The organism is Novosphingobium nitrogenifigens DSM 19370 (genome assembly GCF_000192575.1).
In the GTDB taxonomy this organism is placed as follows: domain Bacteria; phylum Pseudomonadota; class Alphaproteobacteria; order Sphingomonadales; family Sphingomonadaceae; genus Novosphingobium; species Novosphingobium nitrogenifigens.
Window position 1 is genome coordinate 175,757 of sequence record NZ_GL876931.1, and the last position, 14,853, is coordinate 190,609.

The 14,853-nt window shown below is 58.8% G+C and carries 18 protein-coding genes and 1 tRNA gene; 9 read left to right on the top strand and 10 right to left on the bottom strand.

Translation table 11 applies throughout. The features are described from left to right. Positions 1 to 20: 20 nt before the first annotated feature. Positions 21 to 1,520, bottom strand: a complete 1,500-nt coding sequence (locus Y88_RS08775) for a CoA-acylating methylmalonate-semialdehyde dehydrogenase (protein ID WP_008068463.1) — start codon at positions 1,518 to 1,520, stop codon at positions 21 to 23. Between the two features lie 117 nt (positions 1,521 to 1,637). Here Y88_RS08775 and Y88_RS08780 point away from each other — a divergent pair, with 117 nt between their 5' ends. Further along, the gene (locus tag Y88_RS08780) at positions 1,638 to 2,546 is read left to right on the top strand and encodes a LysR family transcriptional regulator (RefSeq protein ID WP_018075898.1); all 909 of its coding nucleotides are present in this window, start codon (positions 1,638 to 1,640) and stop codon (positions 2,544 to 2,546) included. An 18-nt stretch (positions 2,547 to 2,564) separates the two neighbouring features. Here the strand turns inward: Y88_RS08780 and Y88_RS08785 are convergent, their stop codons facing one another. Then, positions 2,565 to 2,873 carry a DUF3297 family protein gene (locus tag Y88_RS08785; protein ID WP_008068465.1) on the bottom strand — a complete coding sequence of 103 codons (309 nt, stop codon included), beginning with the start codon at positions 2,871 to 2,873 and terminating at the stop codon, positions 2,565 to 2,567. Positions 2,874 to 2,983: 110 nt separating this feature from the next. Here Y88_RS08785 and Y88_RS08790 point away from each other — a divergent pair. Next, positions 2,984 to 3,058, top strand: a tRNA-Val gene (locus tag Y88_RS08790). 125 nt (positions 3,059 to 3,183) lie between these two features. Here Y88_RS08790 and Y88_RS08795 read toward each other — a convergent pair. Together Y88_RS08795 and Y88_RS18910 are read right to left on the bottom strand one after the other, a co-directional pair. After that, positions 3,184 to 4,314 carry a tyrosine-type recombinase/integrase gene (locus tag Y88_RS08795; RefSeq protein ID WP_018075899.1) on the bottom strand — a complete coding sequence of 377 codons (1,131 nt, stop codon included), beginning with the start codon at positions 4,312 to 4,314 and terminating at the stop codon, positions 3,184 to 3,186. 216 nt (positions 4,315 to 4,530) lie between these two features. Then, positions 4,531 to 4,770, bottom strand: a complete 240-nt coding sequence (locus tag Y88_RS18910) for a helix-turn-helix domain-containing protein (RefSeq protein ID WP_157132617.1) — start codon at positions 4,768 to 4,770, stop codon at positions 4,531 to 4,533. A gap of 110 nt (positions 4,771 to 4,880) precedes the next feature. Here Y88_RS18910 and Y88_RS08800 point away from each other — a divergent pair, with 110 nt between their 5' ends. Next, a complete protein-coding gene (locus Y88_RS08800; RefSeq protein WP_008068470.1) occupies positions 4,881 to 5,270 on the top strand; it encodes a helix-turn-helix domain-containing protein in 390 nt (129 codons plus the stop codon). A 1-nt stretch (position 5,271) separates the two neighbouring features. Next, positions 5,272 to 5,673, top strand: coding sequence for a hypothetical protein (locus Y88_RS08805; protein ID WP_018075900.1), 402 nt, complete (start codon positions 5,272 to 5,274; stop codon positions 5,671 to 5,673). A gap of 101 nt (positions 5,674 to 5,774) precedes the next feature. Here the strand turns inward: Y88_RS08805 and Y88_RS18915 are convergent, their stop codons facing one another. The 4 genes from Y88_RS18915 to Y88_RS08820 are packed head-to-tail and all read right to left on the bottom strand — an operon-like array spanning position 5,775 to position 9,000. Further along, the gene (locus Y88_RS18915) at positions 5,775 to 6,227 is read right to left on the bottom strand and encodes a hypothetical protein (RefSeq protein WP_081458648.1); all 453 of its coding nucleotides are present in this window, start codon (positions 6,225 to 6,227) and stop codon (positions 5,775 to 5,777) included. A 51-nt stretch (positions 6,228 to 6,278) separates the two neighbouring features. Next, positions 6,279 to 7,319, bottom strand: coding sequence for a CBASS cGAMP-activated phospholipase (locus Y88_RS08810; protein WP_008068472.1), 1,041 nt, complete (start codon positions 7,317 to 7,319; stop codon positions 6,279 to 6,281). Next, positions 7,316 to 7,753 (bottom strand): hypothetical protein, encoded by a 438-nt coding sequence (locus Y88_RS08815; protein ID WP_018075904.1) that lies wholly within the window; start codon positions 7,751 to 7,753, stop codon positions 7,316 to 7,318. Before Y88_RS08815 ends, Y88_RS08810 begins: the two co-directional genes overlap by 4 nt. 2 nt (positions 7,754 to 7,755) lie before the next feature. Further along, complete coding sequence (locus Y88_RS08820) at positions 7,756 to 9,000, bottom strand: nucleotidyltransferase domain-containing protein (RefSeq protein WP_018075905.1); 1,245 nt, start codon at positions 8,998 to 9,000, stop codon at positions 7,756 to 7,758. Between the two features lie 146 nt (positions 9,001 to 9,146). Here Y88_RS08820 and Y88_RS08825 point away from each other — a divergent pair, with 146 nt between their 5' ends. The 3 genes from Y88_RS08825 to Y88_RS08835 are packed head-to-tail and all read left to right on the top strand — an operon-like array spanning position 9,147 to position 10,826. Next, positions 9,147 to 9,467 carry a helix-turn-helix domain-containing protein gene (locus tag Y88_RS08825; RefSeq protein WP_018075906.1) on the top strand — a complete coding sequence of 107 codons (321 nt, stop codon included), beginning with the start codon at positions 9,147 to 9,149 and terminating at the stop codon, positions 9,465 to 9,467. A 35-nt stretch (positions 9,468 to 9,502) separates the two neighbouring features. Next, a complete protein-coding gene (locus Y88_RS08830; protein WP_008068477.1) occupies positions 9,503 to 10,375 on the top strand; it encodes an ImmA/IrrE family metallo-endopeptidase in 873 nt (290 codons plus the stop codon). After that, the gene (locus tag Y88_RS08835) at positions 10,323 to 10,826 is read left to right on the top strand and encodes a hypothetical protein (protein ID WP_198133341.1); all 504 of its coding nucleotides are present in this window, start codon (positions 10,323 to 10,325) and stop codon (positions 10,824 to 10,826) included. The genes Y88_RS08830 and Y88_RS08835 overlap by 53 nt, the downstream gene beginning before the upstream one ends. 67 nt (positions 10,827 to 10,893) lie before the next feature. On the opposite strand, the gene Y88_RS08840 is transcribed toward Y88_RS08835, so the two are convergent. After that, a complete protein-coding gene (locus Y88_RS08840; RefSeq protein ID WP_008068479.1) occupies positions 10,894 to 11,727 on the bottom strand; it encodes a hypothetical protein in 834 nt (277 codons plus the stop codon). Positions 11,728 to 11,962: 235 nt separating this feature from the next. Here Y88_RS08840 and Y88_RS08845 point away from each other — a divergent pair, with 235 nt between their 5' ends. After that, positions 11,963 to 13,177 carry an IS256-like element ISSpma2 family transposase gene (locus tag Y88_RS08845; protein ID WP_026167000.1) on the top strand — a complete coding sequence of 405 codons (1,215 nt, stop codon included), beginning with the start codon at positions 11,963 to 11,965 and terminating at the stop codon, positions 13,175 to 13,177. Positions 13,178 to 13,262: 85 nt separating this feature from the next. On the opposite strand, the gene Y88_RS08850 is transcribed toward Y88_RS08845, so the two are convergent. Further along, positions 13,263 to 13,712, bottom strand: coding sequence for a DUF488 domain-containing protein (locus Y88_RS08850; protein WP_008068481.1), 450 nt, complete (start codon positions 13,710 to 13,712; stop codon positions 13,263 to 13,265). Positions 13,713 to 13,968: 256 nt separating this feature from the next. On the opposite strand from Y88_RS08850, the gene Y88_RS19580 reads away from it, so the two are divergent. Then, positions 13,969 to 14,718, top strand: a complete 750-nt coding sequence (locus tag Y88_RS19580) for a lytic transglycosylase domain-containing protein (RefSeq protein WP_232280987.1) — start codon at positions 13,969 to 13,971, stop codon at positions 14,716 to 14,718. Positions 14,719 to 14,853 lie beyond the last annotated feature (135 nt).

Below are 14,853 nucleotides of genomic sequence, written 5' to 3' on the forward strand. Positions count from 1 at the left end.
CGCAGCTCTCGCGTATAATATCAACCCATTGTCGGAATGACGAAAGCATTGCCTCCATCGACGGTCCCATCGGGCCAGCGCTGGGTAATGGTCTTGACCTTGGTCCAGAACCGCACGCCTTCGAGGCCATGCTGGTTGGTGTCGCCAAAGGCCGAGCGCTTCCACCCGCCGAAGGTGTGATAGGCGACCGGAACCGGGATCGGGACATTGATCCCGACCATGCCGACATTGACGCGGCGGGCAAATTCGCGCGCGGCATGGCCGTTGCGGGTAAAGATCGCGACCCCGTTTCCGTATTGGTGACGGCTGGGCAAGGCGACCGCCTCTTCGAAGGTGTCCGCCCGCACGATCTGCAGCACCGGGCCGAAAATCTCGTTGTGATAGCTCTCCATCGTGTCGGTCACGTGGTCGAGCAGGGTCGGGCCAACGAAGAAGCCGTCCTCATGCCCCTGAAGCACCAAGCCGCGCCCGTCGACGACCAGTTCGGATCCTTCCTCGACCGCGCGGGCGATCCAGTCCTCGACCCGCGCCTTGTGCTGGGCGGTCACCACCGGCCCGTAATGGGCGTCCGGATCGGTCGATACGCCGACTTTGAGCGCCTCGATCGCGGGGATCAGCTTGGCTTTCAGCCGTTCGGCAGTGTCCGCCCCGACCGGCACCACGATCGGCAGCGCCATGCAGCGTTCGCCCGCCGAGCCGAAGGCCGCCCCGGCCAGATCGCTGACCACCTGATCGAGATCGGCGTCGGGCATGACGATGCCGTGGTTCTTGGCGCCGCCCATGGCCTGCACCCGCTTTCCGGCGGCAGCCCCCCGGCTATAGACATATTGGGCAATGTCGGACGAGCCGACGAAACTGATCGCGCCGATTGCCGGGTGGTCGAGAATGGCGTCGACCATTTCCTTGTCGCCGTGGACGACCTGAAAGATCCCTTCGGGCAGGCCAGCTTCGAGAAAGAGTTCGGCCAGTCGCACCGGCACCGACGGATCGCGTTCCGAGGGCTTGCAGATAAAGGCATTGCCCGTCGCCACCGCCACCGCGCCCATCCACAGCGGGATCATCGCGGGGAAATTGAACGGAGTGATGCCGACCCCGATCCCGATCGGCTGGCGCGTCGAATAGACGTCGATCCCCGGTCCTGCGCCTTCGGTATATTCCCCCTTTTGCGCGTGGGGAATGCCGCAGGCGAATTCGACGACTTCGAGGCCGCGCTGGATGTCGCCCTTCGCGTCGGCAACAACCTTGCCGTGTTCGCTCGACAGCAGATGGGCGAGCGCGGCCATCTCGGCCTCGATCAGTTCCTTGAAACGGAACAGGACGCGCGCCCGGCGCTGCGGATTGGTCGCGGCCCAGGCGGGCTGTGCGGCAGACGCCGCCGCCACTGCGCGTTCGAGCACGGCGGCATCGCCAAGAACGACTTCGGCCTGCACCGCCCCGGTGTTGGGATCATAGACAGGCCCGCGTCGATCGGTCGGCAATCCTGCGGTTCCCCCGGCGATGAAATGGTCGATCAGGCGCATGGAACGGCATCCTCTCTCAAAAGGTCTTGTTTTTTGTGCGGCTTTTTCGGCGCCGCCTCTGTTGAGACAGGGATTGCCCGCTCGCACACTTGCATGCAACACCGCAAAATGCGATCCATGCCTGCAATTATGCAGGCACCTGACTGGAACGACTATCAGGCCTTTCTCGCGGTCGCCCGCTCTGGCCAACTGGCCCGCGCGGGCGCGAGTCTGGGATGTGACGCCACCACCATCGGGCGGCGGCTGCGCCGTCTCGAAACCCGCCTCGGCGCCACGCTGTTCGAACAGACGCGCGAGGGGCAGATCCTGACCGAAGCGGGCGAAGCCCTGCTCGCCGAAGTTGAGGCCATGGCACAGGCGGCAAGCCGGATCGCCGAACAGGCAAGCGGCGGCGGCGGTCCTGCGGGACACTTGCGCGTCAGCCTGACCGAAGGTTTCGCGACCGCGCTTGTCGCGCCCGCATTCAAGAGCTTCGTCGAAGCCTTTCCGCGCCTCACCATCGATCTGGTCGCCTCGTCGGGCCTGCTCAGCCCTTCCAAGCGCGAGGCCGATCTCGCCGTGACCCTGTCACGCCCGCGCGCGGGGCCGGTGATCGCGGGAAAACTGTCGGATTACACCTTGGGGCTCTATGCCACGCGCGGCTATCTGGCGCAGATGGGAACGCCTGCCGCTCCGGCCGACCTTGCCGTCGGGCACCGGCTGATCGGCTATGTCCCCGACCTGCTCTATGCGCCCGAGCTGCGCTATCTTTCCGAATTCGAGCCCGGCCTTGTCGCCGCGCTGCGCTCGCCCTCGATCATCGCGCAGGCGCGCATGGTCGCCGCCGGATCGGGAATCGGGGTTCTGCCCTGTTTCATGGGCGATGCGGACAAAATGCTGGTGCCGGTCCTGCCCGAACGGCGAATCACCCGCACGTTCTGGCTCGTCACGCACAAGGATACCCACAATCTGGCGCGGGTCCGGGCGTTCAAATCGTGGCTGACGGGATTGATAACGCGGCAGCGGGCGATCCTGCTGCCGCGTTGAAATCCGCGTCGAAAAAACTCAGATCTTGGCGACCGGCGGGTTTTCACCGAGATCTTCGTACCAGGCTTCGACCGGGCCGGTGAGCTTGAGCGTCAGGGGATTGCCCTTGCGGTCGGTGGTGCGGCCTGCCTGCACGCGCACCCAGCCTTCGGAAATGCAGTATTCCTCGACATTGTTGCGCACGACGCCCTTGAAACGGATGCCGATGCCCCGACGCAGCTTTTCCGCATCGAAATGCGGGCTGCGCGGATTGATCGCGAGGTGGTCGGGCGGAACATCGCCGGCAGCGACGGTTTCGACGGGCGGAGTGGTTTCGGGCTCGGTCATGGGACATGCGCAAATATCTTTCCGCCCCCACTTGTCAATCGTGCGTCAAGGCGATAGAGGCGCGCCCCTGTCCCGGCCAAAAGGCGTTTCGCCCGCGGCCCATCACGGACGGGCGCGTAGCTCAGCGGTAGAGCACACCCTTCACACGGGTGGGGTCGCAGGTTCAATCCCTGCCGCGCCCACCATAAAACCCTCTGAAATAAGGGGATTTTATGGGAACTGATTTTCCCGAAAAAATTTTCAAAGCGGAAAATAACGGGAACAAACGCCTCATTTCGCATCGAGCCCGTACAAATCGCGTACACGGCCATCACGCTCTCTCCTTCTTTTTGCTGGCGCCAGCGTTGAACAGAGTCAGCTTGGTCCGCTCCTCGGCGGCCCTCAGGCCGCGCAGTTGCGCCTCGTGAATTTTCTCGGCCGTCTGCTCGGCGTGGGTATAAGTTCTGCGCATCAGACTGGTGTCGGACCACCCGCCGAATTCACCCGCAGCCTTCTCGTCGATGCCCTGCCGCACGTTCATTTCCTGACCGAAGCCATGGCGCCCGGCGGCGTGAAATGGCAGCAGATCGATGCCAGCCAGTTTGCAGGCCTTGGCCCATCCCTTTCGAGGGCTTGATCGATCTGCGAAACCGAAGACTCGCAAATTGTCCTGCGTGCGGTCGAACCCGCGCGGATAAAGTCTAGGTAGGGAGGCCAGCTCCCTGACCAATTCCTGTGGGACCGTGATCCAGCGATCATCGTGCCCTTTGGCCGCCGGGATGCAGACCATGTTCTGATCCAGCCTCAAATGACGGTCGGGATGCATCGCCACGGCCTGACTGATCCGCGCCCCCGTCATGAACATGAACATGGCCAAAGCAGCGTGACGCCGCGGCGCGTGCTGGCGGAATTTGAGAAGCCACTCCCAACTTCCCGGCGTCTTCTTGACCCGACTTTTCCGACCGCGCTTGAGATCCTGCGCAACGCGCTCCTCCTTGGAATAGCCCTTGATGCGGATCGGCGCGCAATGGCCAAGGTCATGCGCATTGTTTATGACAGATCGAACGGGTGTCACGACATGACGAACCCACGTGTCTGTCGATGCCTCTGGATAGAGCTCCTCGCCCAGTTCACGCACGAGCTTGGGCGTAATGTCTGCGACAGCCATCGAGCCAAGCTTGGTCAGGATTGGAACGAGATACCCAGCATCCGCCTCGCTCGGCTTGTAGAGAAGCACAGCATCAGCGAGTGTGAACTTGGCTGGCGGCTGCGCTTCGGCATCCTCGCCTAGGACGTGGCGGCGTATTTGCCTCTCTTCCTCGGCACGGCACCAGTCCCACGCGCCTGCTTCTTCAGATGCGCCAGTGCTGCATCGATAGTAGTCGGTGATGGGGGCGCCGAGATATTCGACGCGCCCGCGCGCCCACCACGTGGGGCCTCTGCGGAACGGTTCGAGGGGCATGGTTTGCGATATTCCAGAATTTGGTCGATCTGATCGGCGGTGATGATCATGTTCCGTCCGAGCCGGTGGAAGGCACCGATGCGGTTGGCCTTCTCGCGCAATGCTCGTTCGGAAATGACAAGGCCCCGGGTGGACAGCAACTCAACCCACTCGCTGGGCGGCCTCCCGGAATCGAGAATGGATGAGAGGACAGCCATTCCAAGAGCTCCTCTTTGGTTAGTTTCTGGGATCAGGGTCTTGCGCCGGACTGGCTAGGGTGAGCCGCCCCATCGGGGTTGATCGACCGGCGGCGGCCACAAAGTGGTTTGCCACATAATCTTCGATGGCGGTTTCCGGCAGAAGGAGCCGACCGTTGATGCGAATATGGGAGAGCAGACCCCGCGCGACCATGCGACGGACGCGAGACTCCGGCCAACCGCTGCGCGCGGCCAGCTTTGGCAGTGTCAGCAATTGCATGACTAGCACCTCTGTAGTAGTTTGTATCTGGAGTTTGGCAGAAACTCACAATTATTGGAGTAACTCATGTTTGTGAGTTTCGTCAAGGCGGAATCGTGCACGGGTGCAGGATGAGCATCGGCGCGCGTTTTCTGGAGATCCGGAAGGCCAAAGGGCTGAAGCAAACCGATGTCGCGGAAGCGATCGGCATTTCGCACGGCGCCTTGGTCAATTATGAAAAGGGGCGTGAGCCTCCGGCCTCGGCGATCCTCGCCTTCAGCCAGGTCTATGGCGTCAGCGCAAACTGGCTTTTGACCGGCGAAGGTCGGCCTGACGCCGAAAGCTTGGACAGTATCTATGCCCGTTCAATCGCGACCGCTTGGGCTTTCCTGAGCCGCGGTGGCGACGATGTGGAACAGGACGCCCTTATCAAACTCGGCGGCGCGCTGTTTCAATACCTGCTGGAGCATGGCGAGATCAGCCCTGCCATGAGTGAGAAGATTTTTGCCCTGAGCGCCTGAGATGAACGACAACCAGTTACCACCGATTGCCGATGAACGCCTCTTAGCTGCAATGAAGGCGGTAAACCCTCCGGTAGAAAAGCTGATGGCTGACCGCCTCGCGCTACGGCAGGAGACGAGGCAGGCAAAGGATGAACTCGAACGCGTACGTCATCACTTGATCCCGAGGTACATTGGCATCGTCAAAGCCATAGCTCTTGGGGCAGCGACCTTGGCTCTTATCGCCTTGGCCCTCGCCCTTTTCAAAGGCCTCTTCGAGGTCAAAACCACAGCCACCCTCTTTGCCTCTCTCCTACTGCCAATTTGGATCGTCGATCAGGCCGAAAAGAGGTTTGGCCGCTGGGTCGTCCATCGCGACGGGCGGGCGGAGTATATCGAACGAGACAACCACGAACCGCAATGAATGAAGGACGAACCGGAAGGGCGGCTTCCGATCAGTGAAAGGGGGCTAACTGCCCTACATTCATAAGCTGAAGGCTAAAAATAGAGATTAAAAACAGATGATTATGGTGATGGCACCCGAGCCGTCATAAGACGGCATGCTACTGATTGCTCGCCCCAGCGTGTGGAAAACGTATCCGTGACATCAAACCAAGATCCGTCATCGCCCTGCCCATGATACTGGCCCATGCAAGAACATTGACACTCATGACCTTTTGCATTGCGGCACTGATGAGCGCATTTTTCCTGCTCTCGATAAGGCTGCACGACATATAGCTTCCCAAACCGGCCCAACGCTCGATCCACGAAATCGTCGAACCAGGATTTCGGAATTTCCCAGCACTGTTTGCTGGCAAGCCAGGCCGGAATGGTGCGCCGGTCGTTCTGGAGCCATCGCCGATTGTCATCGGAATACGGCATGCGCAGCCGCAACATTTGTCCTTTGCCGGTCCGGCGAAGGATCACCGGAATGTCCTTTTGCTGCCTCCAGACATATTCGATGGTCAGTTTGCTCATGTTGACCTGCCTTGAAAAACGGGACCAGCATACCTGCCGGATCGTGCTCAATCACGATGAACTTAACGGGCATTTCACAAAAGGCTCAACCTTATCCTGCAGAAAGACCTCCCAGACATGGCGGCCTGTTGCATCTGCCATGCTTCGAGCGAGGGCAGGAAGTTCGGTAAGAGAGCGCTGCACATCGTCCAATGCAATGGGCTTAGCAGCCTCGGGCGCGTCAACCCGCAAGACGTTCCTCTTGCCCAAAAGAAGAAATGCCTGCCCCAATGCATTGAGCGATTGAGCCCTCGACGCAGCCTTGAAAGCCCGGAGCATGACCCAATGGAAAATGCCGCCGCGCCGCACACGATCGGTGACCGAAAAACTTTCGCTTCCGGTCCCTAGCGACAAGACACGAATGTCCTCCCGACGGACTTCATAACAGGCCAGCACATCAACCACAGCGTTCATCACCGGGTTGTTGGCCCACAGTCCGCCATCGAGCATTACATGGCCGTCATCCGCAACGCCCGAGAAATACGTCGGTGCGGCCGTTGTATGGAGCGCGACATGAGCCAGCCTTTTGTGCCGGTCCTTCTGATAATCGGGATGATGGGGCGTTTTGTACAAAAAGGGCTCGCCGTGCCGCCCTTCGAAGCTGGGGATGACCAGTCGGCATCGGGCATCATCCATCAAGCCCTCACCGAACACCTCCAATAATTCATTCATCAGCACGGATTGATCGTGCTTGGGGCGTCGTGTCCAGCTAAGGCAACGCCACAATCGTCCAAGGACTGACAGTCGCGGGAAGATGCGGGCACCGCGTGCCTCGTAAATCTTCAAGGCCTCGCGGGCGGACATACCTTTGGCAAGAGCCAGAGCGATGATCCCTCCCGTCGAAGTTCCGGCGATCATGTCGAAATGATTGCCAATGGATCCTCCGCCCAGGAAGCGCTGCTCGATCTCGGCGAGAAATGCGGCAGGGAAGACACCTCTGATACCCCCACCATCAATTGACAGGATCTTGAAGGGGCGCCCTTCCGGCCAAGGCTGCTTGACGCGGGTGTGTTCGATGGTGCCGGCAGAACGTCTAGGAGGACAATAGGTCACGAGATAACTCCTATCTGGCGCGCCGGACCATGCCTTCCTCCGCCCGTCCAGCGTCCGGTCATGAGCCACATTTCATAGCAAACGATCCAATCGTAAGCCCAAGGCAAGGTCGTCTCGGCGATAAACATGGAACTATTCCACTGATTTTCAGCTGGATCGAAGAGGCAAAGCGTGGGGTCGTCCGCAGGGGGATAGACATGAGGCAAACTGCCTTCGGCGTTTCCGGGAAGCCGAACGAGTTCAGGCTTCAGGACACGCACCTCCGGGAAACCTCCCAACTGATAGCGGACATCCAGTGTGTAAGGCATGAACTGAGGGCGGCACTGACCAACCCAGCGCACGGATTTCTGCTCAAAATCAATCCGCCGTTCCGCGAATCCTGGCCATAAGGCTTTCATACGTGCGCGCTGCTGCTTCATGCTCAGCGCGCCCATAATCAGATCCTTTCGCCGAAAAAGGTATGGGGACTTGCCCGGACCACCGACGGAGCGACAGCCATGCCGGTCGCGGCTGCAGCAGGAAGAATGAGGCCTCCCTTTCGTGAATAGCCATGCGCAGCGTCCTGCACACTTTGCCCGATCGTGTTGGCCATGCGATCGACAGCCATGGTGACCACCCTGTCCCCGAACTGCGCTCGCAGCCAATTTGTCAGCTTGTCAGGGGTAACTTCACCACGTTTTGCGGCTTCAACCCCGACGACAAGACGCTCAAGATGCCTGGCAAGCTCTTCCTGCTGCACGAAGGAGGCAGGCCATCGATCCGTAAAAACGTCGGCGGGCGTGACCGGATTGGCCACATGGAGAAGCCGACCGCGCCGGTTGGCTTCATCGATGTCGCCCTTGATCCAGTTCGCCACCCGCACCAGCATATCCGACAGCGACATATTCGGACGGGCAGAAACCCCCGCGTAATAAGAGAGCATGACCGAGGGCGGGATACGACCATCGTAATGCGCATAGCAAATGTTGCGATAGCGCTTGAGCAGTTGAAGGGCCAAAGTCGCGGTGTTCTTGACCACAAAGTCGCATTGCTCCGGGACCTCATCGATCTCCGCAGCCTTGGCCAAAGCCGAGTCCATGGCGAACCAGCGATCGCGAAACGCCTTTGCCAGACGCGGCTCAAGCGGCGTATTTGCGCGATACCACCCGGCAAAGCCGTAAGCGTTCATGTCAACAAACTGATCGTTTGGCCCGACAAACGGGCCCTTGGCATGTGTGATGTAACTTTCTCGATCAGCCGTGCCATAAACCCTCAAGGACGGCGTGACATCGAGATGCATATTGTCTGCGTAGTAAAGGGTTACGCACCGTGTCTGACGAACCACTTTACGGACCGGGTAATCCTTCAGCGCACGCTCCAACTCCTTAAGGATCGACAAGGGATCCATTGTCCGGAAGCGGCCGCCCAACTGCGCAACAATGTCGATGTCATATTCGTCATCGGTGCCGCGCGTGGAAATAGTTCCGTCGATCGCCATCGAGCCTTGCGGATAGAAATGCTCGATCTCACCATTGAAAGCGGCATCTGCCTCCAGATACTTCCTCACCGCCTCGTAGCGGCCTACCGCCTTGCGGTGGAGAGAAGGCGGAAGTTGAGCGCTCAGAGCGATTTCGGCGAGAATCCGGTCGACGGGATCGTCGAAAGGGTTGCGGCCTTGGCTGGCAATCGGGGCGTTCATCATTTTCTCCACTTGTCCGATCAGTTCGACATCTTGGTTATTCCATGTATCGCTACTCCGAACAAAATGGGTCGCTTGCCTGCGTCTGTCAAGGGTGGTAAAGTACGCCTACTCCGAACATTGTGGAAAATGACAAATGCAGCGTACCCATGAAATTTGGTGATAGGATCAAGCAGCGCCGCACGGCTATGAAGCTGACCCTCGATCAGCTGGCCCAAGCGACGGACTCGTCAAAAAGCTACATTTGGGAGCTAGAAAACAAGAATCCCCCCCGACCATCCGCTGAAAAGCTGGCTGCTATTGCCAAGGCTCTTGATGTCACGCTCGACTGGTTGCTTGGATCTGATGAGCAGACGCTCGAGGCGGCTGAAGACAAGGCTTTTTTCCGGGCCTATAGCCACATGCCGGAAGAGACCCGGCGTCAGCTGCGAGAAATGGCTAAAATTCTTGGAGCCAAAAAGGACACGTGACTCAGTCGCCTCGCCTTCGCCCGCATAAGGAAGCCGTGCGCATCACCCAGATGCTGGATGCGGTTTTGGGGGCGGATCGCTTTGACCGCAAACCCATGGACGTAGCCTCACTCGCTCTGGAATACTCCCGCCAGATAGCCCCAAGCGAAGCCATCGAACTGGTCGAGGAACGTAACCTGCCCGGTTGCGTCGGAGCTTTGGTCTATGGCGATGTGAAGCCCAGAAAGTGGGGTATTCTCTATGACAAGGGTCAGTCACCTGGTCGTCGCGCTTTTACCATCGCCCATGAATTTGGGCACTATATTCTCCATCGTCACAAAGTGGATGAGGATCTTGCGCTGACAGGTGGGTTTTTCTGTGACGATGAAGCGGTGGTTCAGCGTGGCGGCATGGGCATTGAGGAGGAGGCCGACACCTTTGCTGCGGACCTTCTGATGCCCTTGCATGACATGCGAAAGCAACTGCGTAGCAGCAGTCGCGCCGATTTCGATCAGCTCGGAAAATTGGCTGAACGCTACGGCGTTTCCCTCGAAGCCGCGATCATTCGCTGGCTTGAATATACCGAAACCCGTGCGATGCTTGTTGTGTCAAATGAAGGCTTTGCGAAATGGGCTAAGCCCAGCAGACCCGCTTTGCGAAGCGGCATATATATACGGACCAAGAACGAGATCTTCGAGCTACCTGCGATGGCCAGCGCAGTGACGCGGGATTTCACGGAGATCACGAGATCGGGCATCGATCAGGCTGCTGGAATCTGGTTTTCTGAACCGGTCATCGAGATGTGTTTTCGTTCGGACCGATATGATCAAGAATACACACTTTTACATTTTGAACGACAACGTGATTGGTCGTTGGATGAAGAGCCGCAAACTGATTGTGTGGACCGCTTTGCGGGTAATGGTGTGTGATTCACTGCTGGAGGAAAAGGTATTGAGTGCAGAGGCTAAATGGGCATTCATCACCGCGCTTGATGACGAACTGTTGAAAGGCGGCAGCACTATGTCGGAGTGGTGCGCCTTCATCGTTCGCGATTGCGACTATGCCTTTGTCGGAGGTGCAAATCTAGCAACCGTGATCGCCGCTACTGCGGCAATCGAGACCCATCTTCGCGCCGAATATGGTTATGGAAAGCGTGTTCGCCTTGCGGATTTGATCGACGGCGCACCTATCGAACAGGGGCTGCGGGACGACATTCACAATCTACGAAAATATCGCAACTCATGGGTCCACGTAACAGCGCCAAAAGATGATGAAGAAATTTTCGAAAATCCTGAATTTCACGAAGAGCAACTAGAGGAATGGGCAAAAATAGCGCAACGCACCCTGCGCCGGACAATCTATGATAACCAGTGGATATGAGAAATTTGCCCCGCGTGAGCGTCCACTACCTCCACTTGTTGATCATTCTGGTTGCCCATTGACCCGGTTAAAAGATCATCTCGGACTGAACAGGGCGGTCAGTGGAAATTTTTGGGGGATAGATCATGCTAATGATTAGCCACTGATCCGGAAAGCGATGGATCGTCCCCATCAGGAAATGCAGATCCTTAGCCGGCAAATCAGTTTCAAGCTTTTGCCTGAAGGGCGCTTCCCAACCGTCGCCATGCTTGTCAACGCAGTGCCAGTAGAGGGCTCCCGCCTCCCAATCGGCAATCTTATGGCGGTATTGGCGCGTCTCGCCATCAACCACGCATTCATAATGGTAGTGAAAATTGTGCGGTAGCTTACGCAGTAAGCGAACCTCTCGTTCATCCTGCTCGTCGAAGAGTCCGCCTTGGATCTGATCTTTGACCAACTTTTTGAGCTCCTCCTCGGTCCAGTTAGGACTATCAGCCTTGGTGATCTCAAGACGATCAATTCTCGCCGGACGAAGTAAAGCAAGGGTATGGCCTTCAGTCTTCCGCGCGGCTTCAAGAGCCGCAAAATCGGCAAAAAGGGGAAGTTTGCTCAGTTCGTTTCGGCGCGCAGCCCAGTCGTTCTTAGTGCTGATCGGCTTGCCGTCCAAGGTGATGGTGTCTACGGAAACCGTGTGGCTCTCGGGCCGGTGATCCTTCTGGGCTTTGCGGATGTGAGCTGAAATCCATTGCCATTTCTGGAATTGCTGGCTGTCGCGGATAAGGCGAAACGGAACCGGAAATAGCCTGATGAATTCGCCCGACTGCGTCATACCTGCAACGCATGATGTCTCGGCATATTTCTCGCTGGGCGACGGATAGGTCTTGCATAGAATGAGTATGCGCTCGGTCCGGACAACTGCCATAAGCCTCTCCACACCAGAAAAACAGCATTCCCGCGCAGCTTTAACACCAATCATCGATGAAGTTTAAGGGCTTTAAGAGCTAGCGTCCGCGCTCGTGGTGTAATTTCCGGTGTAGGCGATGGTGTATTCCGGGGTGGGGCATGCCCCACCCCGGAATGCGGCGTCGCTGGTGGCCACCGGGCTCATCGTTATGGTGGAGTTTGCACACTTCAACCGTGACGAAGAGGAGTTCCCGATGACCGAGGACAGATTACTGATCGAAGAGCTGGCTGCGAAGGGCGGCCAACCGGATTTTTTGCGCAGCATCGCCGAGAACGTGTTGCAGCTGATCATGGAGGCCGACGTTGACGGCCTGATCGGCGCTGGCCGACACGAACGCAGTGGGGAGCGGGCCACATGGCGCAACGGCTATCGCGACCGCTCGCTGGACACCCGTGTCGGCACGCTCAACCTCAAGATCCCCAAGCTGCGCGCCGGATCCTACTTCCCCGGCTTCCTGGAACCCCGGAAGATGGTCGAGAAGGCGCTGGTCGCGGTGATCCAGGAGGCGTGGATCGGCGGCGTCAGCACCCGCCGGGTCGACGAACTGGTGCAGGCCATGGGCATGACCGGCATCTCCAAGTCCACGGTCTCCAAACTGTGCAAGGATATCGACGAGCGCGTCCACGCCTTCCTCAAGCGCCCGCTGACCGGCGAGTGGCCCTATCTCTGGCTCGATGCCACCTATCTCAAGGTGCGCGAAGGCGGGCGGATCATCAGCGTCGCCGCAATAATCGCCATGGCCGTCAACACCGAGGGCCGGCGCGAGATCGTCGGCCTGCATATCGGCCCCTCGGAAGCCGAAGTCTTCTGGTCCGACTTCCTCAAGGACCTGGTCCGCCGCGGCCTGACTGGCGTGAAGCTGGTCATCTCCGATGCCCACGAGGGCCTCAAGGGTGCGATCACCCGTGTCATGGGTGCCACCTGGCAGCGCTGCCGGGTGCACTTCATGCGCAATGCCCTGTCCTATGTGCCCAAGGGCCAGAACACCGTGGTCGCCGCCGCGATCCGGCAGGTCTTCCTCCAACCCGACCAGAAAAGCGCGACCCAGGTCTGGCGGCAGGTCGCCGATCAGCTCCGCACCCGTTGGCCAAAGCTCGGCGCCTGCATGGACGAGGCCGAAACCGACGTGCTCGCCTACACCGGCTTCCCCACCCAGCACCGCACGAAATTACACTCCACAAATCCGCTCGAGCGGCTGAACAAGGAGGTCAAGCGCCGTGCCGATGTCGTCGGCATCTTCCCGAACGAGGACAGCATCGTCCGCCTCGTCGGCGCGGTCCTGCTCGAACAGAACGACGAATGGCAGCTCCAGCATCGCTACATGCAGATCGAAGGCATGGCCGAACTCAATCAACCCATGATCGAGGAGGAAAATCAGCCCCTACACATCACCGCCAAAGCCGCCTGACGATGACCCAAGGCCACCGCCGAAATTACACCACATTGACGGACGCAACCCTTTAAGACATATTTTCACAGGCTTCTATGAGCCGTCATGGGTTGACCCCCACGTTTTTGACGGTGAAATCGGTGAGCAATGCCATTTCTTTTGCGACCACTGTGCGATGGCAATGCGTCGGGCTGCGCTCATAGCAAAGCAGAATCGATGGGCTCTCCTCGGCCAACTCCACTGCTTTACGCAAGGCTTTCTGCCCCTCCGTTGTTGCGATGTGGGAGGAGTAGATTTCGAGAAAGGCAGGATAATCCCCACGGCGCATGGCCTCTCGCCCTGCTTTGGGATCGCCTAGTGCCTTGAGGTGGATGTAGGCGATGCCCTGCTCTTCCAAAGCGTTCGCCAATGCTGTTTTCGAAAAGCCACGCTTGCGTGATATGGGAACATCCCGGATGTCGATCAGCCGTTTAATGCCGCAATCCTGCAATGTCCGTAGGAAATGGACGATATCCGCCCCTTCATAGCCGACGGTGTATAGGACGCTGGGCATTCAATTCTCCTTGATGCGCGGCTGATACACAGAAAGGTGGCTTTCCGTTAGCGCGAATTCCTGCCGGGAAAAGCAGGCATAGCTGAGCAGTGGTATATGCGGCCTCGTCAGCGCTGACATAGCCTTTGAACAGCCGGGCTTTGCTAGACTTGCAAAACCTGCATGAATTCGCATGATACCTTAGCGATAACCGAACCTGGCCCATCCATGGAATTGGGCCATGACACTAAGATTGCTTCTAGCCAGCGCCTGTACGTTGGCCATCACTCCCAGCGCTTACGCTCAGCGGGTAGACCTGAAGGCCTTCCCCTCTGCCAGCGGTAGTCAGCAACCATTTTCCCTCCAAGTGGCAGGGTCGAGCAATAGGGAAACCCAGCCCAAACCCGACGCCTTTGGCGGCTTGGTCAATGAGTTCGCTGCATTTGGAACCGAGAACACCCTGAATCAAGCCGATACCATAGGTCATCGCCGTAAGAAGATGGCCAAGGGCACTGAGCCTACCTCCGCCCCCTCACCTATCGATGCTGCCCGCCCGCGCGATGGATGCGACTACCCACGCTATGCCCCGAGCCCTCAACTTCCCGCAGCAGCCGAGCTGCGCCGCGCCATCTGGTATCCGGCCATGGCGGAAGCGGCTTGCGAGGCTGGCTTGCCGGTTCACCTGTTCGACGCCCTCATCATTCAGGAAAGCCGGTACAACCCGGTGGCCGTCAGCCCAAAGGGAGCGACGGGCCTTGCACAGCTCATGCCCGCGAGCGCCCGTATCCTGGGCGTGCGCAACATCCTGGACCCGCGCGAGAACATGCGTGGTGGTGCGCGCTATCTGCGCGCTTTGTTCGATGAATTCGGCCGCTTCGATCTGGCGCTGGCAGCCTACAATGCTGGCGCAGGCCGCGTGCGGGCAACAGGCCGGGTGCCTCGCATCAACGAGACCATCCACTATGTCTCGAACATCCTGGTGACCATGCAGCGGCAGCTTGCGGCGCCTGTGCCGCTTCGCGAATAGTTTGGCGCCCCTCAATTCGTTGCAGCTGCGGCGACCCGAGGGAGTTGCAGCCGTTTGCCCATATTGTGCGGGCCGAGGGGATTTCAGAGCGATGGCAGCTTTACGAACTCATCGCGGCGCTGTCGGATCTGCTTC